Annotated in this window: 21 protein-coding genes; 20 read left to right on the forward strand and 1 reads right to left on the reverse strand. The window is 67.4% G+C overall.

All coding sequences use genetic code 11. The features are described 5' to 3' along the window. Positions 1 to 6 precede the first annotated feature (6 nt). The 17 genes from rsmH to AAHB16_RS28885 all read left to right on the forward strand — a co-directional run bounded on the left by rsmH (position 7) and on the right by AAHB16_RS28885 (position 20,112). A complete protein-coding gene (gene rsmH / locus AAHB16_RS28805) occupies positions 7 to 990 on the forward strand; it encodes a 16S rRNA (cytosine(1402)-N(4))-methyltransferase RsmH (protein WP_150373650.1) in 984 nt (327 codons plus the stop codon). Next, positions 987 to 1,328, forward strand: a complete 342-nt coding sequence (ftsL, locus tag AAHB16_RS28810) for a cell division protein FtsL (RefSeq protein ID WP_150373651.1) — start codon at positions 987 to 989, stop codon at positions 1,326 to 1,328. Before rsmH ends, ftsL begins: the two co-directional genes overlap by 4 nt. Beyond that, positions 1,325 to 3,154, forward strand: coding sequence for a peptidoglycan D,D-transpeptidase FtsI family protein (locus AAHB16_RS28815; RefSeq protein WP_150373652.1), 1,830 nt, complete (start codon positions 1,325 to 1,327; stop codon positions 3,152 to 3,154). The genes ftsL and AAHB16_RS28815 overlap by 4 nt, the downstream gene beginning before the upstream one ends. Beyond that, positions 3,151 to 4,698, forward strand: a complete 1,548-nt coding sequence (locus AAHB16_RS28820) for a UDP-N-acetylmuramoyl-L-alanyl-D-glutamate--2,6-diaminopimelate ligase (RefSeq protein WP_342052596.1) — start codon at positions 3,151 to 3,153, stop codon at positions 4,696 to 4,698. Before AAHB16_RS28815 ends, AAHB16_RS28820 begins: the two co-directional genes overlap by 4 nt. Before the next feature lie 17 nt (positions 4,699 to 4,715). Next, positions 4,716 to 6,107 (forward strand): UDP-N-acetylmuramoyl-tripeptide--D-alanyl-D-alanine ligase, encoded by a 1,392-nt coding sequence (locus AAHB16_RS28825; RefSeq protein WP_342052604.1) that lies wholly within the window; start codon positions 4,716 to 4,718, stop codon positions 6,105 to 6,107. A 2-nt stretch (positions 6,108 to 6,109) separates the two neighbouring features. Continuing rightward, entirely contained in the window at positions 6,110 to 7,279 is a 1,170-nt protein-coding gene (gene mraY, locus AAHB16_RS28830) for a phospho-N-acetylmuramoyl-pentapeptide-transferase (RefSeq protein WP_109580034.1), read from the forward strand. 46 nt (positions 7,280 to 7,325) lie between these two features. Further along, positions 7,326 to 8,840: a UDP-N-acetylmuramoyl-L-alanine--D-glutamate ligase gene (gene murD, locus AAHB16_RS28835; protein WP_150373654.1), complete on the forward strand. Its 1,515-nt coding sequence runs from the start codon at positions 7,326 to 7,328 to the stop codon at positions 8,838 to 8,840. Then, a complete protein-coding gene (gene ftsW / locus AAHB16_RS28840) occupies positions 8,837 to 10,078 on the forward strand; it encodes a putative lipid II flippase FtsW (protein WP_150373655.1) in 1,242 nt (413 codons plus the stop codon). Before murD ends, ftsW begins: the two co-directional genes overlap by 4 nt. Beyond that, positions 10,075 to 11,142: an undecaprenyldiphospho-muramoylpentapeptide beta-N-acetylglucosaminyltransferase gene (murG, locus tag AAHB16_RS28845; RefSeq protein WP_150373656.1), complete on the forward strand. Its 1,068-nt coding sequence runs from the start codon at positions 10,075 to 10,077 to the stop codon at positions 11,140 to 11,142. Before ftsW ends, murG begins: the two co-directional genes overlap by 4 nt. Before the next feature lie 13 nt (positions 11,143 to 11,155). Continuing rightward, positions 11,156 to 12,577, forward strand: coding sequence for a UDP-N-acetylmuramate--L-alanine ligase (gene murC / locus AAHB16_RS28850; RefSeq protein WP_150373657.1), 1,422 nt, complete (start codon positions 11,156 to 11,158; stop codon positions 12,575 to 12,577). Then, the gene (locus AAHB16_RS28855; RefSeq protein ID WP_150373658.1) at positions 12,574 to 13,557 is read left to right on the forward strand and encodes a D-alanine--D-alanine ligase; all 984 of its coding nucleotides are present in this window, start codon (positions 12,574 to 12,576) and stop codon (positions 13,555 to 13,557) included. The genes murC and AAHB16_RS28855 overlap by 4 nt, the downstream gene beginning before the upstream one ends. A gap of 19 nt (positions 13,558 to 13,576) precedes the next feature. After that, on the forward strand, positions 13,577 to 14,464 hold the full coding sequence (locus AAHB16_RS28860) for a cell division protein FtsQ/DivIB (RefSeq protein WP_150373659.1): 888 nt from the start codon (positions 13,577 to 13,579) through the stop codon (positions 14,462 to 14,464). Continuing rightward, positions 14,461 to 15,693, forward strand: coding sequence for a cell division protein FtsA (gene ftsA, locus AAHB16_RS28865; RefSeq protein ID WP_017227546.1), 1,233 nt, complete (start codon positions 14,461 to 14,463; stop codon positions 15,691 to 15,693). The genes AAHB16_RS28860 and ftsA overlap by 4 nt, the downstream gene beginning before the upstream one ends. A 125-nt stretch (positions 15,694 to 15,818) precedes the next feature. Next, positions 15,819 to 17,009, forward strand: a complete 1,191-nt coding sequence (ftsZ, locus tag AAHB16_RS28870; protein ID WP_150373660.1) for a cell division protein FtsZ — start codon at positions 15,819 to 15,821, stop codon at positions 17,007 to 17,009. Between the two features lie 437 nt (positions 17,010 to 17,446). Further along, the gene (locus AAHB16_RS28875) at positions 17,447 to 17,953 is read left to right on the forward strand and encodes a peroxiredoxin (protein WP_150373661.1); all 507 of its coding nucleotides are present in this window, start codon (positions 17,447 to 17,449) and stop codon (positions 17,951 to 17,953) included. A gap of 183 nt (positions 17,954 to 18,136) precedes the next feature. Beyond that, positions 18,137 to 19,054, forward strand: coding sequence for a UDP-3-O-acyl-N-acetylglucosamine deacetylase (lpxC, locus tag AAHB16_RS28880; protein ID WP_150373662.1), 918 nt, complete (start codon positions 18,137 to 18,139; stop codon positions 19,052 to 19,054). 179 nt (positions 19,055 to 19,233) lie between these two features. Beyond that, the gene (locus AAHB16_RS28885; protein ID WP_342052597.1) at positions 19,234 to 20,112 is read left to right on the forward strand and encodes an alpha/beta fold hydrolase; all 879 of its coding nucleotides are present in this window, start codon (positions 19,234 to 19,236) and stop codon (positions 20,110 to 20,112) included. 38 nt (positions 20,113 to 20,150) lie between these two features. Here AAHB16_RS28885 and AAHB16_RS28890 read toward each other — a convergent pair whose 3' ends face one another. Then, positions 20,151 to 20,666, reverse strand: coding sequence for a DciA family protein (locus tag AAHB16_RS28890; RefSeq protein WP_150373664.1), 516 nt, complete (start codon positions 20,664 to 20,666; stop codon positions 20,151 to 20,153). Positions 20,667 to 20,764: 98 nt separating this feature from the next. Here AAHB16_RS28890 and AAHB16_RS28895 point away from each other — a divergent pair, with 98 nt between their 5' ends. The 3 genes from AAHB16_RS28895 to argJ all read left to right on the forward strand — a co-directional run bounded on the left by AAHB16_RS28895 (position 20,765) and on the right by argJ (position 25,984). Further along, a complete protein-coding gene (locus AAHB16_RS28895; RefSeq protein WP_342052598.1) occupies positions 20,765 to 21,688 on the forward strand; it encodes a M23 family metallopeptidase in 924 nt (307 codons plus the stop codon). Positions 21,689 to 21,864: 176 nt separating this feature from the next. After that, the gene (gene secA / locus AAHB16_RS28900) at positions 21,865 to 24,657 is read left to right on the forward strand and encodes a preprotein translocase subunit SecA (protein WP_150373666.1); all 2,793 of its coding nucleotides are present in this window, start codon (positions 21,865 to 21,867) and stop codon (positions 24,655 to 24,657) included. A gap of 100 nt (positions 24,658 to 24,757) precedes the next feature. Next, the gene (argJ, locus tag AAHB16_RS28905; protein WP_150373667.1) at positions 24,758 to 25,984 is read left to right on the forward strand and encodes a bifunctional glutamate N-acetyltransferase/amino-acid acetyltransferase ArgJ; all 1,227 of its coding nucleotides are present in this window, start codon (positions 24,758 to 24,760) and stop codon (positions 25,982 to 25,984) included. The last annotated feature ends 9 nt before the right edge of the window (positions 25,985 to 25,993 follow it).

Consider the following 25,993-nt stretch of genomic DNA (forward strand, 5'->3'; position numbering starts at 1 on the left):
GAGGTCATGAGCCCTACCGGAACGCCGGGGACCACCGCCCTGCGCCATCGCACCGTGTTGCTGGACGAAGCCGTCGAGGCGCTCGTCTGGCGGCCCGACGGCGCCTATGTGGACGGCACCTTCGGCCGGGGCGGGCACAGCCGCGCCATCCTCGCGCGGCTGGGACCAGCCGGGGCGCTCGTCGCGTTCGACAAGGATCCGGCAGCAATCGCAGAAGCGGGCACCATCCAGGATGCCCGCTTCTCCATTGAGCACGCGAGCTTCGGCACGATGGGCGAACGCCTGTCCGGTCGTGCGCCGCTCGCGGGGGTGTTGCTCGACCTGGGGATCAGCTCGCCCCAGATCGACGAGGCGGCGAGGGGGTTCTCCTTTCGTTTCGATGGCCCGCTGGACATGCGCATGGACACCACGCGCGGCATGACCGCGGCCGAATGGCTCGCGCAGGCGGACGAGCAGGACATTGCCAGGGTGATACGAGACTATGGGGAAGAACGGTTTGCTGTACAGATTGCAAAGGCGATTGTTGCTCGCCGGCGCGAACCCGGCGATGGCGGACCCATCGCCACTACTGCCGACCTTGCCGCGCTCGTGGCGAAAGCCGTCAAAACACGCGAGAAGGGCCAGGACCCTGCGACCCGCACCTTTCAGGCTCTACGGATTTTCGTCAATCAAGAGCTTGAGGACCTCGAGAGAGGTCTGAAGGCGGCATACGAACTGCTCCAGGTCGGAGGCCGCCTCGTGGTGATCAGCTTTCACTCGCTCGAGGACCGCATCGTCAAGCGGTTCATGCAGGCGCACGCGCGTCCGCAGATGGATGCCGACCCGGCGCTGCGCCGCGCGCCGCTGCGCGCGGCCGACCTGCCGCAGCCCACGCTGAAACTGCTTGGCCGCTTCAAGCCGAGCGAGCAGGAGGTGACCGACAACCCGCGCGCGCGCTCCGCCGTGATGCGTGTGGCCGAGAAACTCTCTGCCGGGGCGGTGACCGCATGAACCGCCTGACCTTCTTCCTGCTCGCCGCGCTGGTGTTCTGCGCGCTGTCGCTCGTCGGTGCCCAGCATCAGGCGCGCACGCTGTTCGTCGCGCTCGAGCGCGCGCAGGCGGAGGAGAAGCAGCTCGATATCGACTGGTCCCGCCTGCAGTACCAGCAGAGCGCGCTCGGCAAGAGCGCGCGCATTGCCGACGCGGCACGCACGCAGCTGAAGATGGCGCCCGTCATGCCGGGCAAGACGCAGTATCTGGCCGGCGTGGCGCTGCCCGCGCCCGGATCCGTCGCCAATACGGCCGCAGGTTCGGCCGCGAGCGCTGCGGCGCCGGAGGCAAGCAAATGAGTCTGGCCCGTCCGAGCCTCGGCGCCCGCGCGCGCGGTAACAATGCCTCTCGCCAGCAGGCACAGCCGCAGTCGCGTCCGCGCACGGGCCAGTTTTCGGCGAGCCCCGTGCTGGGCCTGCGTCTGCCGATGTGGCGCTCGAAGTTCGTCGTGTTCCTGATGTTCGCGGCGTTCGCGGCGCTGGCCGCGCGCGCGCTGTGGATCCAGGGGCCCGGCAACCAGTTCTATGAGGCCGAGGGCAAGAAGCGCTTCCAGCGCACGCTGGAACTGCCCGCCACGCGCGGCAAGATTCTGGACCGCAATGGCCTCGTGCTCGCCACGAGCCTGCCGGTGAAGGCCGTCTGGGCTGTGCCCGAGGACGTGCCGAACGATATTTCCGCGGCGGACCGGCGCCAGCTCGCGAAGCTGCTCGAAATGTCCGAAAAGGACCTGCAGCGCAAGTTCGACGAGGACAAGAGCTTCGTCTACCTGAAGCGCCAGGTGCTGCCGGACGCGGCCGACAAGATCGCCGCGCTCAAGATCGAGGGCATTCACCAGACGCGTGAATACAAGCGCTTCTACCCGGAAGGGGAGGCGATGGCGCACATCGTCGGCTTCAACAACGTCGAGGACAAGGGTCAGGAAGGCGTGGAACTCGCGCGCGAGGACATGCTGGCGGGCAAGCCCGGCGCGCGTCAGGTCATCAAGGACCGCCTCGGCCGCGTGGTCGAGGACGTCGGCATCCTGAAGACGCCGCGCGACGGCCGCGACATGCAGCTGTCGATCGACGCGAAGATCCAGTACCTGGCCTTCAACGAAGTGAAGGCCGCCGCCGAGCGCAGCAAGGCCAAGGCCGTGAGCGCGGTGGTGCTTGACGCGCAGACCGGCGAGGTGCTGGCGCTGGCGAACTGGCCGACCTATAACCCCAACGACCGCTCGCGCCTGACGGGCGAGCAGCTGCGCAACCGCGTGCTGACCGACACGTTCGAGCCCGGTTCGATGATGAAGCCGATTACGGTGGGCCTCGCGCTGCAGCTGAAGCGCGTGACGCCATCGACGGTGGTCCAGACCACCGGCAAGTACAACTTCGAAGGCGCGACGATCACCGATACGCACAACTACGGCGCGCTGACCGTGGGCGGCGTGATCCAGAAGTCGAGCAACATCGGCACGACCAAGATCGCGATGATGCTCAAGCCGCAGGAAATGTGGGACATGTTTACCAGCGTCGGCCTCGGCCAGGCGCCGAAGATCGGCTTCCCGGGCGCGGTGGCCGGCCGCGTGCGTCCGTTCAAGAGCTGGCGGCCGATCGAGCAGGCGACCATGTCGTACGGCTACGGCCTGTCGGTGTCGCTGTTCCAGATCGCGCACGCCTATACGATCTTCGCGCACGACGGCGAGATCATTCCGGTGTCGATGTTCAAGACCAACGGCCCCGCCACGGGCGAGCGCGTGCTGTCGCCGCAGGTGGCGCGCGACGTGCGCGCGATGCTCGAGACCGTGACGGCGCCCGGCGGTACCGCGCCCGAGGCGCAGGTGATGGGCTATCGCGTCGGGGGCAAGACCGGTACCGCCTACAAGCACGTGGGCCGCGGCTACGACCGCAGCAAGTACCGCGCATCGTTTATCGGCCTGGCGCCGATGTCGAACCCGCGCGTGATCGTCGCGGTGAGCGTCGATGAACCGACGGCCGGCAGCCACTATGGCGGCGCGGCGGCGGGTCCGGTGTTTTCGCAGATCATGGGCGGCACGCTGCGCGCGCTGAATGTCCAGCCCGATTCGCCGATTCGCCAGCTCATGGTCAGCGACAAGGTGCAGGAGAGCGAGCCCTGGGTGGCAACGCCATGACGGACAAGCCGATGCTCCCCTCCGATGTCCAAGCACAGGCCAGCGACGCGCTGGCCTGGCTGCATGCGCGGGTGCCAGCCGGTGCGCGCCTGACCGGCGACACGCGCCGGCTGGCGCCGAACGACGTGTTCTTCGCGTACGTGCTGGGCAATGCGCGTCTGGCGACCGATGGCCGGCCGCATATCGCGGGCGCGATTGCCGCCGGCGCCTCGGCCGTGGTGTACGAGGCGGACGGCTACGCCTGGCGGGACGGAGACGCCGCCCCGCATCTGGCGATCCGCGGCCTCCATCGTCTGGCGGGCCCGATCGCCGCGGGCTGGTATCGCATCGCCGAACGCGACTTTGCCGTGACGGGTATTACCGGCACCAACGGCAAGACCTCCTGCGCGCAATGGCTGGCGCGCGTGCTGCGGGCCGCCGGTACGCCGTGCGCGACCATCGGCACGCTGGGCACGGGTTTCCCCGACGCGCTGCATATGACGGGCTTCACCACGCCCGATGCCGTGCAGCTGCAGCAGAGCCTGGCCGATCTGCACGACGCGGGCGCGCGGGCCGTGGCGATGGAAGTATCGTCGCACGGGCTCGAGCAGGGCCGCGTCGCGGGCACGCGCTTCGGTGTGGCCGTGCTGACGAACCTGACGCAGGACCACCTCGACTATCACGGCACGATGGCCGAGTACGAGGCGGCCAAGCAGTTGCTGTTCCGCTGGGAGGGCCTGGGCGTCGCGGTGATCAACCGTGACGACGCGATGGGCCAGCGCCTGCTCGCGGGCGATGCGGCGGGAACCACCGCGCCGCGCGTGATCGAGTACGGCATCGATGGCGATGCCGCGCCGACGGCCGCGCGCGCGGCATGGCTGCGTGCGACCAACGTGCGCGCCACGGCGACCGGCACGGCTTTCCATATCGATGGCAGCTTTGGCAGCGCCGACCTGATGACACCGATGATTGGCGCGTTCAACGTCAGCAACCTGCTGGCGGTGCTCGGCGCCGCGCTCGCCAACGGCGTCGCATGGGACGCCGCGGTCGCCGCGCTGCGCACGCTCGCGCCCGTGGATGGCCGCATGGAACTGTTCGGAGGCCACGACGCGCCGCTCGCGGTGGTCGACTACGCGCATACGCCCGACGCGCTGGCCAAGACGCTGGCCGCGCTGCGGCCCGTCGCAGCCGCGCGGCAGGGCCGGCTGTGGTGCGTGTTCGGCTGCGGCGGCGACCGCGACGCGACCAAGCGCCCGCTGATGGGCGAAGTGGCGGAACGGCTGGCCGACGAGGTCGTGCTGACCAGCGACAATCCGCGCAGCGAGGATCCCCAGCACATCCTGGACGCAATTGCCGACGGCATGCAGGACCGTTCGCGCGCGCGCCAGATCGAGGACCGCGCCGCCGCGATCCTTTACGCAATCAAGCATGCGGCATCCGCCGACGTGGTGCTCGTGGCCGGCAAGGGCCATGAAGCGACGCAGGAGATCCAGGGGCGCAAGCGTCCGTTCTCCGATCGCGAGCACGTGCGCCTGACGCTCGGTACCCGGGGGGTGTCCGCATGACCCCCGACATGAATACGATGATGACCACGCTGCGGCAGGCCGCCGGCTGGATCGACGGCGCGAAGGTGCTCGGCGACGGCACGCGCGCGTTCTCGCGCGTGCATACCGACAGCCGCACCGTGGCACCCGGCGACCTGTTCGTCGCGCTGCGCGGCGACCGGTTCGACGCGCATGACTTTCTTGCCGACGTGGTGGCGCGCGGCGCGGCCGCGGTGCTCGTCAGCCGCGACGTCGACGTGGGGGTGCCCGCGATCGTCGCGCCCGATACGCGTCTCGCGCTCGGCGACCTCGCTGCCGGCTGGCGCCGTGCGTTCACGCCGCCGACGGTGGCCGTGACGGGCAGCAACGGCAAGACCACGGTCAAGGAAATGATCGCCGCCATCTTCGCGGCGGCCGTCGGCGAGGCCGACCGGCTGGCCACGGGCGGCAACCTGAACAACGATATCGGCCTGCCGCTGACGGTGCTGCGCCTGCGCGCGCACCACAAGCTGGCCGTGCTCGAACTCGGCATGAACCATCCGGGGGAGACGGTGTACCTGGCGCGCATCGCGCAGCCGACCGTCGCCGTCATCACCAACGCCCAGCGCGAGCATCAGGAATTCATGGTCAGCGTGGCGGCCGTGGCGGCGGAGCATGCGCATGCGATCGCCGCGTTGCCGGCCGATGGCGTTGCCGTGTTCCCGATCGACGCCGAAAGCGGCGGCGCGCATGCCGATGTCTGGCGCGCGGCGGCGGGCAACCGCCCCGTGCTGTCGTTCGGTACCGACGCCGCTGCGGATGTCCGCGCGACGGTCACGCTCGAGGACGGCGTGCAGGTGCTGCACGTGACGGCGCCGGGCAAGACGTTCGATGTACGGCTGCAACTGCTGGGCACGCACAACGTGCGCAACGCGCTCGCCGCCACGGCCTGCGCGCTCGCGGCCGGGGTCGATATCCCGGCCATTCAGGCCGGACTGGCCGGGTTCTCGGCGGTCAAGGGCCGTCTGCAGGTGAAGCACACCGCCACGGGCGTCGTATTGATCGACGATACCTACAACGCGAATCCGGACTCGATGCGCGCCGCGATCGACGTGCTGGCCGGGTTTGCCGCGCCGCGCGTGCTCGTGCTCGGCGACATGGGCGAGGTGGGCGATCAGGGGCCGGCGTTCCATACGGAAATCGGTGCCTATGCGCGCGAGCGCGGGGTCGGTGCGCTGTGGGCGACCGGCGAGCTGGCCGTGCATACGGTCAAGGCGTTTGGCAAAGGCGCCACACACATGGAGAGCGCCGAGGCACTCGTGCAGGCGCTCGTGGGAGGGACGGTGGCAGATGCGGGCGCCGTGCTGGTGAAGGGATCGCGCTTCATGCGCATGGAACGGATCGTCGATGCGCTGGTCGCATCCACTCCCGTTCAATCACGAAAAGACTAAAGATGTTATTGGCTCTGGCCCAGTGGCTGCAAAACGATTACAGCTTCCTGCGGGTCGTCAACTACCTGACGTTCCGCGCGGTGATGGCCAACCTCACCGCGCTGGTGATCGGTCTCGGATTCGGTCCGTGGGTCATCCGTCGCCTGACCGAAATGAAGATCGGCCAGGCCGTGCGCACGATCGGCCCGCAGACGCACCTCGTGAAGTCGGGTACGCCGACGATGGGCGGCGTGCTCGTGCTGATCTCGATCGCCATCTCCACGCTGCTGTGGTGCGACTGGGGCAACCGTTTCATCTGGGTGGTGATGCTGGTCACGCTGGGCTACGGCGCGGTGGGCTGGGTCGATGACTACCGCAAGGTGGTGTATCGCGACCCGCGCGGCATGTCGAGTCGCGAAAAGTTTTTCTGGCAGACGCTGATCGGCCTCGTGGCCGCGACCTATCTCGCGTTCTCGGTGTCGGAAGCGAGCAACGTGCGCGTGTGGACGCTGTTCCTGAGCTGGATCGAGGGCGGCTTCCTCGCGGACGTGCCGTACAAGACGAACCTGATCGTGCCCTTCTTCAAGGAGGTCAGCTATCCGCTGGGCGTGGCCGGTTTCATCGTGCTGTCGTACTTCGTGATCGTCGGCTCGAGCAACGCGGTGAACCTGACCGACGGTCTCGACGGCCTCGTGATCATGCCCGTGGTGCTGGTCGGCGGCGGGCTGGGCGTGTTCGCGTACGTGATGGGCAGCTCGGTGTACAGCAAGTACCTGCTGTTCCCGCATATCCCGGGCGCGGGGGAATTGCTGATCTTCTGCTCGGCGATGGCCGGCGCGGGGCTCGCGTTCCTCTGGTTCAACGCGCACCCGGCCAAGGTATTCATGGGCGACGTGGGCGCGCTGGCGCTCGGCGGCGCGCTAGGCACGATCGCGATCATCGTGCGGCAGGAAATCGTGCTGTTCGTGATGGGCGGCATCTTCGTGGTGGAAACGCTGTCGGTGATGCTGCAGGTCACGTGGTTCAAGTTTACGAAGCGCCGTTACGGCGAGGGCCGGCGGCTGTTCCGCATGGCACCGCTGCACCACCACTTCGAGCTGAGCGGCTGGAAGGAAACGCAGGTGACGGTGCGGTTCTGGATCATCACGATGCTGCTCGTGCTCATCGGGCTCTCGTCGCTGAAGCTGCGGTAAATCGATCGTACCGACGGATCAACTGGATAAAAGGCAGGAATACGAAGTGTTTGGCGCGTTGCAGAAACCTCATGTGCTGGTACTGGGCCTCGGCGAGTCGGGGCTGGCCATGGCACGCTGGTGCGGCCGGAACGGCTGCCGCGTGCGCGTGGCCGACACGCGCGAGGCGCCTGCCAACCTGAGCACGCTGCAGGCCGAAGTGACCGGCGCCGCGTTTGCGGGGGGCGCGTTCACCGAGGCCCTGCTGGAAGACGTGACGCTCGTGGCGATCAGCCCGGGCCTGTCGCCGAACGAGCCGGCCACGCGCGCGCTGCTGGACGCGGCGCAGGCGCGCGGCATCCCCGTGTGGGGCGAGATCGAACTGTTCGCGCAGGCGCTCGGCTATCTGGAAGGGGTCTCCGGCTACGCGCCGCGTGTGCTCGCGATTACCGGCACGAACGGCAAGACCACCACGACCGCGCTGGCGGGACGGCTGGTCGAGCGCGCCGGCAAGACCGTCGCGGTGGCCGGCAATATCAGCCCGTCCGCGCTCGACAAGCTGTCGGCCTGCATCGACGGCGCGACGCTGCCCGACGTCTGGGTGCTCGAGCTGTCGAGCTTTCAGCTCGAATACACGTTCTCGCTGGCGCCGCACGCGGCGACCGTGCTCAATGTCTCGCAGGACCATCTGGACTGGCACGGGACGATGGAAGCCTACGCGGCCGCCAAGGCGCGCGTGTTCGGGCCGGCGGACAAGGACTGCGTGCAGGTGCTCAACCGCAACGACCGCCTGACGATGGACATGGCGCGCAAGGGCACGGTGCCTGTCACCTTCGGGACGGACCTGCCCGAGAACGTGGGCAGCTACGGCGTGCTGCGCGAAGGCGGCATGCCGTGGATCGTGCTGGCCGAACCGGACAGCGAGTCGGATGGCGAGCCGAAGCCGCGCCGCCGCAAGCAGGCGGCCGGGGCGGTCGAGGAAGCGGTGCCCGTGCGCCACAAGCGCCTGATGCCGGCGGACGCGCTCCATATCCGCGGCCTGCACAACGCGACCAACGCGATGGCCGCGCTGGCGCTCTGCCGCGCGATCGATCTGCCGATGTCCGCGCTGCTGCATGGCCTGCGCGAGTACCGCGGCGAGCCGCACCGCGTGGAGTGGGTCGCGACGATCGACGAAGTGGAGTACTTCGACGACAGCAAGGGTACCAATGTCGGCGCCACCGTGGCGGCGCTCAACGGGCTGGACAAGCGCGTGGTGCTGATCGTCGGCGGCGAAGGCAAGGGGCAGGATTTTTCGCCGCTGGCGGCGCCGGTCGCGCAATACGCGCGCGCGGTGGTGCTGATCGGCAAGGCCGCGGGCGAGCTGCGCGCGGCGCTGCAGGGCACGGGGGCGAACCTCGTGGAGGCCGAGTCGCTCGAGGCGGCGGTGCTGCAGTCGGCGGGGCTCGCCCATGCCGGTGACGTGGTGCTGCTGTCGCCGGCCTGCGCGAGTTTCGACATGTTCCGCAATTACGTGCATCGCGCCGAGGTGTTCCGCGGCGCGGTGGAAGAACTGGCACTGTCCCGGGGGATCCTGCCATGAACGACGCACAGGTCAAGCGCAGCGGCTTCATCGGCGCCACCATCGGTAACGCGTGGGGTGGCCTGCGCGATGCCGTCTCGGGGGTCAAGCCGACGCGTTCCCGCATGATGGAGTACGACCAGCCCCTGCTGTGGGTGTCGATCGTGCTGCTCGCGTTCGGCCTGGTGATGGTCTATTCGGCATCCATCGCGCTGCCGGATTCGCCGCGTTATGCCAATTACCGCGAGAGCCACTTCCTGATGCGGCATGCGTTCGCGCTGCTCATCGGGCTGTCCGCGGCGCTGGTTGCGTTCCAGATTCCGGTCAAGGTGTGGGACCGCTATGCGCCCAAGCTGTTCGTGATCGCGCTGGTGCTGCTGATCGTGGTGCTGGTGCCGTTCGTCGGCAAGGGCGTGAACGGCGCGCGGCGCTGGATTCCGCTCGGCGTGATGAACTTCCAGCCGTCCGAGCTCATGAAGCTGGCGGTGGTGCTGTACGCGGCGAACTACACGGTGCGCAAGCAGGAGTGGATGCAGACCGTGTCCAAGGGCTTCCTGCCGATGGGCGTGGCCGTGGTGGTGGTCGGCATGCTGCTGCTGCTGGAGCCTGACATGGGCGCGTTCCTCGTGATCGCCGCGGTGGCCATGGGCATCCTGTTTCTCGGCGGCATCAACGGCAAGCTGTTCGCGGGCCTCGTCGGCGTGGCCGTGGGTGCGTTCGCGCTGCTGATCACCGCGTCGCCCTGGCGGCGCGAGCGGATCTTCGCGTATCTGAATCCGTGGGAAGAGAGCAACGCGCTGGGCAAGGCGTATCAGCTCACGCACTCGCTGATCGCGTTCGGCCGCGGGGAATGGACGGGCGTGGGGCTGGGCGGCAGCATCGAGAAGCTGCACTACCTGCCCGAAGCGCATACCGACTTCATCCTCGCCGTGATTGGCGAGGAATTCGGCTTTATCGGCGTGCTCGTGATGATCGTGCTGTTCTACTGGCTCGTGCGCCGCGCGTTCGGCATTGGCCGCACGGCGCTACAGCTGGACCGCACGTTCGCGGGACTCGTGGCCAAGGGCATCGGCGTGTGGATCGGCTGGCAGACCTTCATCAACATGGGCGTGAACCTCGGGCTGCTGCCCACCAAGGGGCTGACGCTGCCGCTGGTGAGCTACGGCGGTTCGGGGATTCTGATGAACTGCGTCGCCCTGGCGATCCTGTTGCGCATCGATTACGAGAATCGCGTCCTGATGCGTGGAGGGAAGGTATGACCGATCGCACGCTGCTCGTGATGGCCGGCGGCACCGGGGGACACGTGTTCCCGGGGCTGGCGGTCGCGCGGGCGTTGCGCGACGACGGCTGGCGCGTGGTCTGGCTCGGCAATCGCACGGGCATGGAAGCCACGCTGGTGCCGAAGTACGACATTCCGATGGAGTTCATCCAGTTCGGCGGGCTGCGCGGCAAGGGCCTCGTGACCAAGCTGCTGCTGCCGCTGAACCTGCTGCGCGCGTTCTGGCAGAGCATCGGCGCGCTGCGCCGCGTGCGGCCCGACGTGGTGCTCGGCATGGGAGGCTACATCACGTTCCCGGCCGGCATGATGGCCTCGCTGCTGGGCCGGCCGCTCGTGCTGCACGAGCAGAACTCGGTCGCCGGCCTTGCCAACAAGGTGCTGGCGAAGGTGGCGGACCGCGTGCTGTGCGCGTTTCCGGACGCGCTGCCGAACAGCGAATGGACGGGCAATCCGGTGCGCGACGAGGTGACGCATCTGGCGGCGCCGGAGCAGCGTTACGACGGTCGCACCGGTCCGCTGCGCGTGCTGGTCGTGGGCGGCAGCCTCGGCGCGGCCGCGCTGAACGACGTCGTGCCGAAGGCCATCGCGCTGCTGCCCGAGGCGGCGCGGCCCGTGGTGCGGCATCAGGCCGGCGCGAAGCAGATCGATCAGCTGCGTGCCAACTACGCCGCCGCCGGCGTGGCGGGCGAGTGCCTGCCGTTTATCGACGACATGGCCGCGGCGTATGCCGAGGCCGATCTGGTCATCTGCCGCGCGGGCGCGATGACGGTATCGGAAGTGGCGGCCGCCGGTGTGGCGGCCCTGTTCGTACCGTTTCCGCACGCGGTGGACGACCACCAGACCACCAACGGCGCCTTCCTGTCGAAACAGGGCGCGGCGCTGCTGGTGCCACAACATGAACTGACCGCGCAGGGGCTGGCACAGACGCTGGCCAACCTGTCGCGGCCGCAATTGAAAGACATGGCGCGCATGGCGCGCGGCCTGGCCAAACCGGAGGCAACCCGGCGCGTCGCCGAGATTTGCCGCCAGATGGCGGGCGCATGACAGAACGGAATCGATGAAGCATATCGTCAAGAACATCCACTTCGTAGGGATCGGCGGTGCCGGCATGAGCGGCATCGCGGAGGTCCTGTTGAACCTGGGCTACAAGGTCTCGGGTTCGGACGTGGGCAGCAATGCGGCCACGAAGCGGCTGGCATCGCTCGGCGCGCGCGTGGCCCACGGGCACGATGCCGCCAACGTGGTGGGCGCCAACGCGGTGGTCGTGTCGACCGCCGTCACGAACGACAATCCCGAGGTGCTGGCCGCGCGTGCGAGCCGTATCCCGGTGGTGCCGCGCGCGGTCATGCTGGCCGAACTGATGCGGCTCAAGCAGGGCGTGGCCATTGCCGGCACGCACGGCAAGACCACGACCACGAGCCTCGTGGCCTCGGTGCTGGCCGAGGGCGGACTGGATCCGACCTTCGTGATCGGCGGCCGCCTCAACTCCGCGGGCGCGAACGCGCGCCTGGGCACGGGCGACTTCATCGTGGCCGAGGCCGACGAATCGGACGCGTCGTTCCTGAACCTGTTCCCGGTGATGGAAGTCATCACGAACATCGACGCGGACCACATGGACACTTACGGGCACGACTTCGCGCGGCTCAAGCAGGCGTTCATCGAGTTCACGCAGCGGCTGCCGTTCTACGGCATCGCGGTGCTGTGCGTCGATGATCCGAACGTGCGCGAGATCCTGCCGTTCGTGTCGAAGCCCATCGTGCGCTACGGCTTTGCCGAGGACGCGCAGGTGCGCGCGGTGAATCCGCGCGCCGTCGATGGCCAGATGCACTTCACGGTGCTGCGCCAGATCAACGGCCATACCGAGCCGCCGCTCGACGTGGTGCTGAACCTGCCGGGCCTGCACAACATCCAGAACGCGCTGGCGGCGATCGCGATCGCCACCGAGCTCGAAGTCCCCGACGCGGCCATCGTCAAGGCGCTGCGCGAGTTCCACGGTGTGGGCCGCCGCTTCCAGCGCTACGGCGAGGTGGCGACGCCCGACGGCACCGGCACGTTCACGCTCGTGGACGACTACGGCCACCATCCCGTGGAAATGGCCGCGACGCTGGCCGCCGCGCGCGGCGCGTTCCCGGACCGCCGGCTCGTGCTGGCCTTCCAGCCGCACCGCTTTACGCGGACGCGCGACTGCTTCGAGGATTTCGTGAAGGTGCTGGGCACCGTCGATGCGCTGCTGCTGGCCGAGGTCTACGCGGCCGGCGAGCAGCCGATCGTCGCGGCCGACGGCCGGGCGCTCACGCGCGCGCTACGTGTCTCCGGCAAGGTGGAGCCCGTTTTCGTGGAACAGATGGACGAGATGTCGCAGGCGATCCTCACCGCGGTACGCCCTGGCGACGTGGTCGTGACGATGGGCGCAGGCTCGATCGGCGGCATTCCGGGACAACTCGTGTCCCATCAGCAACCGGCAGGAGGCCAGGCATGAGCTTCGTCGCCCAACCCAATATCGATCCGAAATCCCTGGGCAAGGTCGGCGTGCTGTTCGGCGGCCGTTCGGCCGAGCGCGAGATTTCGCTGCTGTCCGGCAACGGCGTGCTGGCCGCGCTCCAGGCGCGTGGCGTGGATGCCCACGGCTTCGATCCGGCGCTCCGTCCGCTGACGGACCTCGTCGCCGAGAAGTTCGACCGCGTCTTTATCGCGCTGCATGGCCGCTACGGCGAGGACGGGACGATGCAGGGGCTGCTCGAGCAGTTCGGCATTCCCTATACCGGCAGCGGCGTACTCGCGTCCGCGCTGGCGATGGACAAGCAGGCGACCAAGCGCCTGTGGATCACGCACGACCTGCCGACGCCGCGCTTCGCGATGCTGCGCGCGGATACCGATTTCGCGGCCGTGGTGCGGGATCTGGGGCTGCCGCTGATCGTCAAGCCGGCGCGCGAAGGGTCGTCGATCGGCCTGACCAAGGTCACCGCCGCGGACCAGATGCGCGCCGCCTACGAGAAAGCGGCCTCGCTCGACCTCGACGTGATTGCCGAGTCGTTCATCGACGGCGACGAGCTGACCTGCCCCGTGGTAGGGGAGGGCGCCACCGCCGAAGCGCTGCCGGTCATCAAGATTGTCGCGCCCGAGTCGAACTACGACTATCAAAATAAATACTTTACTGACGTTACCCAATACTTGTGCCCGTCGGGCCTGCCGCCCGAGGTGGAAGCCGAAGTGCAGCAGCTCGTGGTCGATGCGTTCCGCGTGCTCGGCTGCCGCGGATGGGCGCGTGCCGACGTCATGCTCACGCGCGACAACAAGCCTTACCTGCTCGAAATGAATACCTCGCCCGGCATGACCGGCCATTCGCTCGTGCCGATGTCCGCGCGCGCGGCCGGCATCAGCTACGAGGATTTCGTGCTGCAGGTGGTGGCGCAGGCCACGCTGGAGCTGCACCCGAACGAACACTGGAAGCCAGAGTAACCCGAGTCCGACGAAAGATATGTGGCATAACGCACGCCTGCTCAACATCATCGCCTCCGCGCTCTATGCGCTGGTGGCGCTGATGGCGCTCGCGGCCGGCCTGTTGTGGCTGGCCCAGCGGCCGGTGTTCGCCATTACCCATGTCGATCTGTCGTCGATGGACGGCGCGACGCTGCGTCACGTCAACGGACCGAGCGTCCGCGCCAATGCGCTGGGCAAGCTGTCGGGCAACTTCTTCACGCTCGACCTCAATGCCGCGCGCCAGGTGTTCGAGTCGGTGCCCTGGGTGCGGCGCGCGAGCGTGCGCCGCGAATGGCCGAACGGTCTCGCGGTGGAAGTGGAAGAGCACGAGGCCCTCGGCACGTGGGGCGGTGCGGACAGCGGCCGCCTGATCAATACGTACGGGGAGGTGTTCGTCGCGAACACCGCCGAGGCGGAAGAGGATGCCCAGCTGCTGGCGCTCGACGGGCCGCCGGACAGCGAGGGCGACGTGGTCGAGAAGCTCGAGGTCATGCGCGAGTGGTTCAAGCCATTGAAGGCGGAGCCGCTGGCGGTGGCGCTGTCGTCGCGCTATGCGTGGCGCGCGCGGCTGTCCAACGGCATGGTCGTCGAACTCGGCCGCGAGCAGACCGACGAGGATCGCGCCGCGATGGAAGCCCGGGTCAGGCGGTTCGTCACCGCATGGCCGCAGGTCACCGAGCAGTGGGGCCGGCAGATCGATTATGCGGATCTGCGCTATCCCAACGGCTTTGCGATCCGCGCGGCCAACGTGCGCTTCCTGACCGATGCGCAGGCGGCGGCAGCGGCCAAGGCGGCGGCCGCGGCGGCAGCGCGTGGCGCGGCAGGCAACAGTCCCAACAACAATCCGACGCGACTCAAGAGCAAGAACGCGGAGAAAACTCGATGAGCAAGGAATACAAGGACCTTCTGGTTGGTCTGGACATCGGCACCTCGAAGGTGGCGGCGGTGGTCGCGGAACTGCGCCCCGACGGCAGCTACGAGGTGATCGGGATGGGCCAATCCGAGTCCAAGGGGCTGAAGAAGGGGGTCGTGGTCAATATCGAGGCCACCGTGCAGTCGATCCAGCGCGCGCTCGAGGAAGCCGAGCTGATGGCCGACTGCAAGATCTCGGAAGTCTTCACGGGCATCGCGGGCAGCCATATCCGCAGCTTCAATTCGAGCGGGATGGTCGCGATCAAGGACAAGGAGGTCACGCAGACCGACGTGGCGCGCGTGATCGAGACCGCCAAGGCGGTCAATATCCCGACCGACCAGCAGATCCTGCACATCCTCACGCAGGAATTCATCATCGACGGTCAGGAAGACGTGCGCGAGCCCATCGGCATGAGCGGCATCCGCCTCGAGGTGAAGGTGCATATCGTGACGGGCGCGGTCAGCGCGGCGCAGAACATCGTCAAGTGCGTGCGCCGCTGCGGGCTGGAAGTGCACGACCTGATCCTGCAGCCGCTGGCCTCGAGCCTCGCGGTGCTGACCGAGGACGAAAAGGAACTCGGCGTGGTGCTGGTCGATATCGGCGGCGGCACGACCGACATCGCGATCTTCAGCGAAGGCGCGATCCGCCATACGGCGGTGATTCCGATCGCCGGCGACCAGATCACCAACGACATCGCGATGGCGCTGCGCACGCCGACGCCCGATGCCGAGGACATCAAGATCCAGTACGGCATCGCCAAGCAGGCGATTGCCGATCCGGAAGACATGATCGAAGTGCCCGGCGTGGGCGACCGCGGTACGCGCACGCTGTCGCGCCAGGCGCTGGCCGCGGTGATCGAGCCGCGCATCGAGGAACTGTATTCGCTCGTGCATCAGGTGGTGCGCGAGTCGGGCTACGAGGAACTGCTGTCCTCGGGCGTGGTCATCACGGGCGGTACCGCGATGATGCCGGGCATGGTGGAACTGGGCGAGGACATCTTCCTGAAACCCGTGCGCGTGGGGGTGCCCGAGTATCGCGGCAACCTGCACGAGGTGGTGAAGAGCCCGCGCTATTCCACGGTCATGGGTTTGTTGCTCGAAGGACGCGTGCAACGGATGCGCGGCCGCAAGGTGGCCGTGCAGAGCGGTTCGGTAAAGCAGGTATGGACACGCATGAAGGAATGGTTCGTCGGAAATTTCTGACCCGTTTCTTTCGCGTTGGGTTTTCGGTTTCTTAACGTTTTCTTTTTTTGTTTTTTTGTTCAGAAACCAAGGGTTGCGGCGGGGAGGCTGCAGCGTTTGGGGACTGATTCTTCTCGGAGGCAGTGATGGACTTTGACATGATCGAATCGGAGATGCAGGACGGCACCATCATCAAAGTGGTTGGCGTGGGTGGCGCGGGCGGTAACGCCGTGCAGCACATGATCAGCCGCGGCGTGCAGGGTGTGGAATTCATCTGCATGAACACCGACGCGCAGGCGCTGAAGCGTTCGACCGCTTCGCGCGTGCTGCAACTCGGCAACACGGGTCTCGGCGCCGGCGCCAAGCCGGAGGTCGGCCGCAATTGCGCCGAACAGGCGCGCGAGCAGATCGCCGATGCGCTGCGTGGGGCGCACATGGTCTTCATCACTGCCGGCATGGGCGGCGGTACCGGTACGGGCGCGGCCCCGATCGTGGCGCAGGTGGCCAAGGACATGGGCATCCTGACGGTGGGCGTGGTCAGCAAGCCGTTCGAGTTCGAAGGCGCGCGCCGCGCGAAGGTCGCCGAGCATGGCTCGAGCGAGCTGGAGTCGTCGGTGGACTCGCTGATCGTCGTGCTGAACGAGAAGCTGTTCGAAGTCATGGGCGACGACGCCGAGATGGACAAGTGCTTCCAGTGCGCGGATGACGTGCTGCACAACGCCGTGGCCGGCATCGCCGAGATCATCAATGTCGATGGTCTGGTGAACGTCGACTTCGAAGACGTGAAGACCGTCATGGGCGAGCAGGGCAAGGCCATGATGGGCACGGCAACCGTGTCCGGCGTGGACCGCGCGCGTCTGGCGGCTGAGCAGGCCGTGGCCAGCCCGCTGCTGGAAGGCGTCGATCTGTCGGGCGCGCGTGGCGTGCTCGTGAACATCACGGCCAGCCGCTCGCTGAAGCTGTCGGAAACCAAGGAAGTCATGAACACCATCCGCAGCTACGCCGCGGAAGATGCGACCGTGATCTTCGGTACGGTGTACGACGATTCGATGAGCGACGCGCTGCGCGTGACCGTGGTGGCCACGGGCCTGGGCCGTTCGGCCAAGAAGCAGCAGCCGATGACGCTGCTGAAGACCGGTACCGACAACAACCCGGTGCAGATGATGGCCGGCATGGTTGCCGCTCCGAGCCACGCGTCGCCGGACTACAGCGGCCTGGACACGCCGGCGGTATGGCGTTCGTCGCGGGAATCGGCATCGGCCCACGTGGCCGCGCTGCAGGAGAAGGGCGTCGACACGTACGACATTCCCGCGTTCCTGCGCAAGCAGGCGGATTGAGTCGGGTCCGGCGGTGCCGCGTAGCGGCCGTGCCAGACAGAACGCGCCAGGCCCCAATGCGCGTGACATGAGCGCTCCCCATCCGCTCATGCCACGCGGGACCTGACTCGTCCTGACTTCGGCCGGCCGTCAAGCGACGCCGCAGGAAAAGCCTCCGTCCACATCCCGTTGCCGGGACGGGCGTGCCAAGTGGCCGCCTCCCCGGACTGTGCCCGCCCTGCCCGGCGGCGGGATGTTGTGCTGTCGTCGTTCGTTCGCCGAATCGCTCGCCGATCTTGTCCGCCCGGCATTCCGGTACGCTCCCCAGCGCGCCGGGATGCCGGGCGGACGGCATTCCTGAAAACGTGTTTCAATTGCCACCCGCATGAGCGCCGCTTGGCCGGGGCCGCATCGGCCCCTATGATGCAGGCAGGCTTCCACCCGAAAGGACACTCCGCATGATCGCCGTTGGTAACCGCGTGCCCGACGCCACGCTTTATGAATTCTTCGAGGTCGAGACGGGCGGCTGCGCGCTCGGTCCCAATGCGTTTCCGGTGTCCGAACTGGTGAAGGGCCGCAAGGTGGTGGTGTTCGGCCTGCCCGGCGCGTTCACGCCGACCTGCTCGGCCAAGCATGTGCCCGGCTACGTCGCGCTGGCCGACGAGCTGCGCGCCGCCGGCGTCGACGAGATCTGGTGTCACTCGGTCAACGATGCGTTCGTGATGGGCGCGTGGGGCCGCGAGCAGCAGGCTGGCGGCAAGGTTCGCATGATGGCCGACGGCGCCGCCGAATGGGCTCGCGCGCTCGGTCTCGACCAGGATCTCGGCGGTCGCGGCCTCGGCGTGCGCGCCAAGCGCTACGCGATGATCGTCGATGATGGCGTGGTCACGCATCTGGCCGTGGAAGGTCCGGGCGAATTCAAGGTCAGCAGTGCCGAAGCCATCCTCGAGGCGTTGCGCGGCTGACACGGCCACCTGCCATATTGTGATCTATTCGCAATATATGACGGTATTGCTAACACCCCGAAACAAAGTGGTGCAGCGCAGTACACAGTGCGGTGGTAGTATTGCGTTATTGAAAAGTAGGGCTAATAGCTTTAAGCAATAGAAAGCTTAATGCAGGATTAGCCAGCCATCGTTGAGGCGGTCATGCTCAAACAGCGCACCATCAAATCTCTCGTAAAGACCGTCGGTATCGGGTTGCATTCCGGCCGCAAGGTGACCTTGTCCCTGCGTCCCGCACCCGTCGATGCCGGTATCGTCTTCACCCGCGTCGATCTGCCCGAGCCGGTCGAGATTCCCGTCGCCGCGTCGGCCATCGGCGATACACGTCTCGCGTCCGTGCTGCAGAAGAACGGCGCGCGCGTCTCGACGGTCGAGCACCTGATGTCCGCCTGCGCGGGCCTCGGCATCGACAATCTCTACGTCGATGTGGACGCCGAGGAAATTCCGATCATGGACGGCAGCGCGGCCTCGTTCGTGTTCCTGCTCCAGTCGGCAGGCATCGAGGAGCAGTCGGCCGCCAAGCGTTTTATCCGCGTCAAGAAGGCCGTGGAAGTGCGTGAAGGCGACAAGCTCGCGCGCCTGGAACCGTTCTTTGGCTTCAAGCTCGCGTTCACGATCGACTTCCGCCACCCCGCCGTGGACAAGACGGGCCAGACGTTCTCGATCGACTTCGCCGACACCAGCTACGTCCGCGAGATCGCGCGTGCCCGCACGTTCGGCTTTGCCCACGAAGTGGAAGCGCTGCGCGAGATGGGCCTGGCGCGTGGCGGCAGCCTCGACAATGCGATCGTGCTGGACGAGCACCGCATGCTGAACAACGAGGAACTGCGCTACGGCGATGAATTCGTGCGCCACAAGATCCTCGATGCGATTGGCGATCTCTATGTCATCGGCCATCCGCTGATCGGCGCCTACGTCGCGCACAAGTCGGGCCACGGTCTCAACAACCAGCTGCTGCGTGCGTTGCTGGCGGACCAGGAAGCGTACGAAATCGTGACGTTCGACAAGGTGGAGGACGCGCCGGTCGCGTTCCTGCCGCAGGTGCAGCCCGCCTTCGCCTGAAGACCGGGTGCATGCCATCAAGGGCTCTCGTCACGAGAGCCCTTTTTTTTCGTCCGGCGCTGTGTCGCTTTGTATCGGCGATGCGATTCGCGGGAATGCGGGCAATTGCGAGCGAAGCGCGCGGTGGCGGCTGTCACCCTGATGCGGCCGCGCCAACCCGGCGCCCACACAGGACCCGCATGTACGCCCGTATCCACGACACCACGCTCTTCTATGACATCGACGGCGCCGAGTACGACCCCGGCAACGGCGAACTTCTTCGCAAGCCGGTGCTCGTCGTGCTGCACGGCGGGCTCGGTTTCGACCATGCCTACCTGAAGCCCGGCCTCGGGCCGCTGCGCGACCACGCGCAACTGCTCTATGTCGATCTGCGTGGGCAGGGGCGCTCCGGCCGTCCGCCGCTCGAGACCTGCACGCTCGAGCAGATGGCCGACGACGTGGCGGCGCTATGCGCGTCGCTGGGCCTCCCCTACGTCCACGTGTTCGGGCATTCGGCCGGCGGATTCGTCGCGATGCATCTCGCGCTGCGCCACCCGGCGCTCGTCGCGGGCATGATCCTGTGCGGCAGTTCGCCGACCGTACAGCCGATTACCGAGGAGGAAGGCGCCGAACCGGCGCCGTCGCTGGCGTCGCGCGCGGGCCCCGGGACGCTCGCGGTGGCCGGCCGCGTGTTCGGTGGCGACATCAGCGACGAGAGCGTGGCCGACTTCTTTCGCGAGGTCGGGCCGTTCTACGCGGCGCCCGACCATATGCATGTGCCGCCGCGGCTGACGGCGCTGAGCGCAATGGACGTCCCGATGATGCGGCACTTCATGACGGCGCTCGCGCCGGGATACGACCTGCGGCCGCGCCTGGGCGGGATCGCGGCGCGCGTGCTGGTGATCGTCGGACGGGAAGACTGGGTATGCCCGCCGCGTGCCGGCCGGGCGCTCGCGCGCGGGATTCCGGGCGCGCGGCTGGTCGTGCTCGAAGACGCGGGGCACTTCACGTTCTCGGAGGCGCCCGCGGCGTTCCTCGACGCGGTGGCCAGCTTTCTGCCGCCGACCGCGGCCGCATAGCGGCCGGAGGGGGAAGGGGAAGGGGAAGGGAGAAGGCGCTAGCGCCGGCCGTGCCGCGCCAGCAGCGCATCGACGGCCGCCTTCAGCGGCGAGTCCGGCAGGCTGCGCGACAGCTGGTCCATGCTGGAGAGGCCCAGCGGCGTCATGTCGCGCTGGCGCTGCCGCACGACAGGGCCCGTGTCCCAGTCTCCGCGCCCGGCCTCAGGTTGTACCCGTACCCGGATTGCGGTAACCTGCGAGCCCCGCTGCTGCAGCCGGGCAAGTAACGTCGGCGCCACCTGGCGCACGCGCGCCGCCGCGGCGCCGTGGGCGGCCAGCAGCAGCAAGGTGTGCTCCGACTGCGGTCCACGGTTGTCGTGCTTGATGCCGGCCACCGAGATGCCCGACCGCAGGCCCTGCAGGCCTTGTGGCAGCAGCGACAGGACTTCCGCTTCCAATGACGCCAGATCCCGCGCCGTCCGCATCAGGGACGACACCGGACCGGCTTTTTCCAGCCAGTCGTTCAGCGGCTTGGCGGCCTGCGTCTGGAGCGCGTGGTGTGTGAACATTCGCATGCCGTGAATTCTAGCGTGCAATCCGGTGCCCACGAGAGCGCCGGAGCATGCCGGCATGCATGCCCGGTCGCCGGGCCTTGGTCGGAAGGGGTAATGTCATGCAGGTCATCATGGTGCATCCGCGCGGCACGCGCGTGCTGCGGTTCGAGCTGACGCGTCTGCGCGTCGCGCTGGCGCTCGTGCTGATGTGCGCGGTCGTGGCCGCCGTCTCGTCGGGGCTCACGTGGCTGTTCGCGAGCCGGACCGCCGGGACCTCCGCGGTCGCGCGCGACAACGACTATCTGCGCGAGAACCTGGCCGTCATGGCCACGCGGGTCGGCGAACTGCAGGCGCGCATGGTGCGCCTCGACGCGCTCGGGGAGCGCGTCTCCGGCCTCGCGGGAATCTCGCCGCAGGATTTCGACTTCCGCCATGTGCCGCCCCGCGGCGGCCCGGAGCGCCCGGCCAGGTCGCCCGGATCGGCATCGTCCGACCTCACGCTGCCCGACCTCGATGCCGCGCTGCGCCAGCTCGGCGAGGACGCCGACCACCGCGCCGACTACTTCAACGTCGTCGAGACCACGCTGCAGGACCGCCAGCTGAGCGACAAGCGCCTGCCGCGCGTGATGCCGGTGGCGACCGGATATAACGCCTCGAGCTTCGGCGCCCGCATCGACCCGTTCTCGGGCCGGCGCGTGCAGCACGACGGCGTGGACTTCGCCGCGCCGGCCGGCACGCCGATCGTCGCCGCGGCGGGCGGCGTGGTGGTGGCGCAGGAGTGGCACCACGAGTACGGCAATATGATCGACATCGACCACGGCAACGGCCTCAAGACGCGTTATGCGCACGTTTCGCGCTCGCTGGTCAGGAACGGCGACCTCGTCCGCGCGGGCCAGAATATCGCGCAGGTGGGCAGTACGGGCCGCTCCACGGGGGCGCATCTGCACTTCGAAGTGCACGTCGATGGCCAGGCGCGCAATCCGGCAGGTTTTCTGATGACGGCGACGGCGCCCACGCCGACCGACCGTGCGGCCATCCGCTAGGTAGTGAACCCGGCTCCCGGGGTTACGTCAAACCGGGGTGGCAAGGGCCGGGCCGCGCCTCGGGCGCGTGATAAACTCGGCGTTTCGCGCCAGTTTTTTCCAGCGCCAACGTTTCCAATGTCTCGCGCCGCCGATCGCAGCTTCAACCGACCGGCGCGCGCAGGTGAAAGCACTCGATGATCACGGGCCTTCTCAAGAAAGTCTTCGGCAGCCGCAACGAACGGCTGATCAAACAATACCGCCGCACGGTCGCGCAGATCAACGCGCTCGAGCCGAAGTTCGAAACGCTCTCGGACGACGAGCTGCGCGGCATGACCGAGACCTTCCGTCAGCGTCACGCCGGTGGCGAATCGCTCGAGGCGCTGCTGCCCGAAGCCTTCGCGGTTTGCCGCGAGGCCAGCAAGCGCGTCATGAAGATGCGGCACTTCGACGTGCAGATGATCGGCGGCATGGTGCTGAACGACAACAAGATCGCCGAAATGCGCACGGGCGAGGGCAAGACGCTGACCGCGACGCTGGCCGTCTACCTGAACGCCATCACGGGCAAGGGCGTGCACGTCGTGACCGTGAACGACTACCTCGCGCAGCGCGATGCCGAGTGGATGGGCCGCCTGTACAACTTCCTGGGCCTGTCGGTGGGGGTGAACCTCTCGCAGATGCCGCACGACCTGAAGCAGGCCGCCTACGCCGCGGACATCACGTACGGCACGAACAACGAGTTCGGCTTCGACTACCTGCGCGACAACATGGTCTACGACCCGTCGCAGCGCGTGCAGCGTCCGCTGAACTACGCGATCGTCGATGAGGTGGACTCGATCCTGATCGACGAAGCGCGTACGCCGCTGATCATTTCGGGCCAGGCCGAGAACCAGACCGATCTGTACCAGCGCATGAACGGCATTCCGAAGCTGCTGGAGCGCCAGATCGGCGAGGAAAAGGCCGACGGTACCGGCGTGGAGAAGCCCGGCGACTACTACGTCGACGAGAAGGGCCATCAGGTCTACCTGACCGAGGCCGGCCACGAGAAGGCCGAGCAGATCCTCGCGCAGCAGGGCCTGATCGGCGAGGGCGAATCGCTCTACGCGCCGCAGAACATCACGCTGATGCACCATCTGTATGCCGCGCTGCGCGCGTACAGCCTGTTCCATCGCGACCAGCACTACGTGGTGCAGAACGACGAGGTGATCATCGTCGACGAATTCACGGGCCGCCTGATGACGGGCCGCCGCTGGTCCGACGGCCTGCACCAGGCCGTGGAAGCCAAGGAAGGCGTGACGGTCCAGCAGGAAAACCAGACGCTGGCGACCATCACGTTCCAGAATTACTTCCGCATGTACGAGAAGCTGGCCGGCATGACCGGCACGGCCGATACGGAAGCGTACGAATTCCAGGAGATCTACGGCCTCGAGGTCGTCGTGATCCCGACCAACCGCCAGGCCCAGCGCAAGGATCTGCAGGATCAGATCTACAAGACGTCGAAGGAACGCTACGACGCCGTGGTGCGCGACATCCGCGACTGCTACGAGCGCGGCCAGCCGGTGCTCGTGGGCACGACGTCGATCGAGACGTCTGAATACCTGTCGGATCTGCTGAACAAGGAAAAGCTGCCGCATCAGGTGCTCAACGCCAAGCAGCATGCGCGCGAGGCGGAGATCGTCGCGCAGGCGGGCCGTCCGAAGATGATCACGATCGCGACCAACATGGCCGGCCGCGGTACCGACATCGTGCTCGGCGGCAACGTCGAGAAGCAGGCGGGTTTCATCGAGGCGGACGCGAGCCTGTCCGACGAAGAGAAGGCCGTGCGCATCGCGCAGCTCAAGGACGAATGGCAATCGCTGCATGACGCCGTCAAGGCGGCCGGCGGCCTGCATATCGTCGGCACCGAGCGCCACGAATCGCGCCGTATCGACAACCAGCTGCGCGGCCGCGCGGGCCGCCAGGGCGATCCGGGTTCCTCGCGCTTCTACCTGTCGCTCGACGACCAGCTGCTGCGTATCTTCGCGGGCGACCGCGTGCGCGCGATCATGGAACGCCTGAAGATGCCCGAGGGCGAGCCGATCGAGGCCGGCATCGTCACGCGCTCGATCGAATCGGCGCAGCGCAAGGTAGAAGGCCGCAACTTCGATATCCGCAAGCAGCTGCTGCAGTACGACGACGTTGCCAACGACCAGCGCAAGGAGATCTACAAGCTCCGTAACGACGTGCTCGAGTCGAAGGACGTTGGCGAGATGGTCGGCAACCTGCGCGAGAGCGAACTCGTGGAAATGTTCCGCGAGCACGTGCCGGCCGAGTCGATGGAAGAACAGTGGGACGTGGCGGGCCTCGAGCAGCGCCTGCGCGACGACTGGGGCCTGACGGTGCCGCTGGCCGCGACCATCGAGGGCGCGCAGAGCATCGAGGACGAAGAACTGCTGAACCTGATCATGACCGCGGCGCGCGAGCAGTACGACGCCAAGGTGAATCAGGTGGGCCGCGAGTCGTTCGCGGGATTCGAACGCTCGGTCATGCTGCAGAGCATCGACACGCACTGGCGCGAGCATCTGGCCGCGCTCGATCACCTGCGCCAGGGCATCCATCTGCGCGGCTATGCGCAGAAGGATCCGAAGCAGGAATACAAGCGCGAGTCGTTCGAATTGTTCGCGCGTCTGCTGGACGTGATTCGCGCCGAAGTCACGCGCGTGATCTTCAACGTGCAGATCCAGTCGCCGGAGCAGCTCGAGCAGGCGTCCGAGCAGATCGAGGAGGGCCTGGCCCACCTCGAGAACGTGCAGTACAAGCACGACGAGTTCGCCGAGGGTGGCGAATCCGTGGAAGACGCGTCGCTGGCACGCCGCGGCACGGCGGTTGCCGCCTCCGCCGCGATGGGGGGCGACGTGGCGCTGGCCGGCATGCCGAAGGTCGGCCGCAACGATCCGTGCCCGTGCGGTTCGGGCAAGAAGTTCAAGCAATGCCACGGTCGTCTGAGCTGATCCCGCTCTGACCGCAGGTCCCGTAGAACACGTTCATGCCCGCGCGATGCGGGCATGTTCGTCAGTAGCACTCAGAACAATCTTCGCAGAGGTATCGCACATGGCCGTCAACCTTCCGCTGCCGCAGGCAGAAAACCTGAAATCCGTGGCCGGCGTCGAGCTCGGCTGGGCCGAGGCAGGCATCCGCAAGGCCAACCGCAAGGACGTGCTCGTGGTCCGCGTGGCCGAGGGCAGCACGGTGGCAGGCGTGTTCACACAGAACCGTTTCTGCGCGGCGCCCGTTCAGGTGTGCCGCGAACATCTGGCCGCGGGCAAGGGGATTCGCGCGCTCGTGGTGAACACGGGCAATGCCAACGCCGGCACCGGCGAGCCGGGCCTCGTGGCCGCGCGCGCGACGTGCGATGCGGTGGCCGCCCAGCTCGGTATCCGGGCGGACCAGGTGCTGCCGTTCTCGACCGGCGTCATCCTCGAGCCGCTGCCCGTGGATCGGCTCACCGCCGGCCTGCCGGCCGCGATCGCCAACGCCAGGCCGGACAACTGGCTCGCGGCCGCCGAGGCGATCATGACGACCGACACGCAGCCGAAGGCGGCATCGCGGACGGTGCAGATCGACGGCAAGACCGTGACGCTGAGCGGCATCAGCAAGGGCGCGGGCATGATTCGCCCGAACATGGCGACGATGCTCGGCTTTATCGCGATGGACGCGGGCGTGGCGCAGCCTGTGCTGCAGCAGCTCGTGTCGCACGCGGCCGACCACTCGTTCAACAGCATCACGATCGATGGCGACACCTCGACCAACGACTCGTTCGTGCTCATCGCGACGGGCAAGTCGGGCGTGACCATCGGGCAGGCCGACGGCGCCGCATTCGCCGCGCTGAAGGAGGCCGTGACCTCGCTGGCGCAGGAGCTCGCGCAGATGATCGTGCGCGACGGCGAGGGCGCTACCAAGCTGATGACGATTCGCGTCGAAGGCGGCAATAGCGTGGCCGAGTGCCGCCAGATCGCGTACGCGATCGCGCACTCGCCGCTGGTCAAGACCGCGTTCTACGCATCGGACCCCAATCTGGGCCGTATCCTGGCCGCGATCGGCTATGCCGGCGTGAACGACCTCGACGTGAACCGCGTGAACCTGTGGCTGGACGACGTCTGGGTCGCGCGCGACGGTGGCCGCAATCCCGACTACCGGGAAGAGGACGGCCAGCGCGTGATGAAGCAGGCCGAGATCACGGTACGCGTGGCACTGGGCCGCGGCAACGCCGAGGCCACCGTGTGGACCTGCGACCTGTCGCACGACTACGTGTCCATCAACGCCGATTACCGCTCCTGATCTTTCCAT

Origin of the sequence: Cupriavidus sp. OTU4054, from assembly GCF_038440175.1 — a bacterium.
Classification (GTDB): domain Bacteria; phylum Pseudomonadota; class Gammaproteobacteria; order Burkholderiales; family Burkholderiaceae; genus Cupriavidus; species Cupriavidus pauculus_D.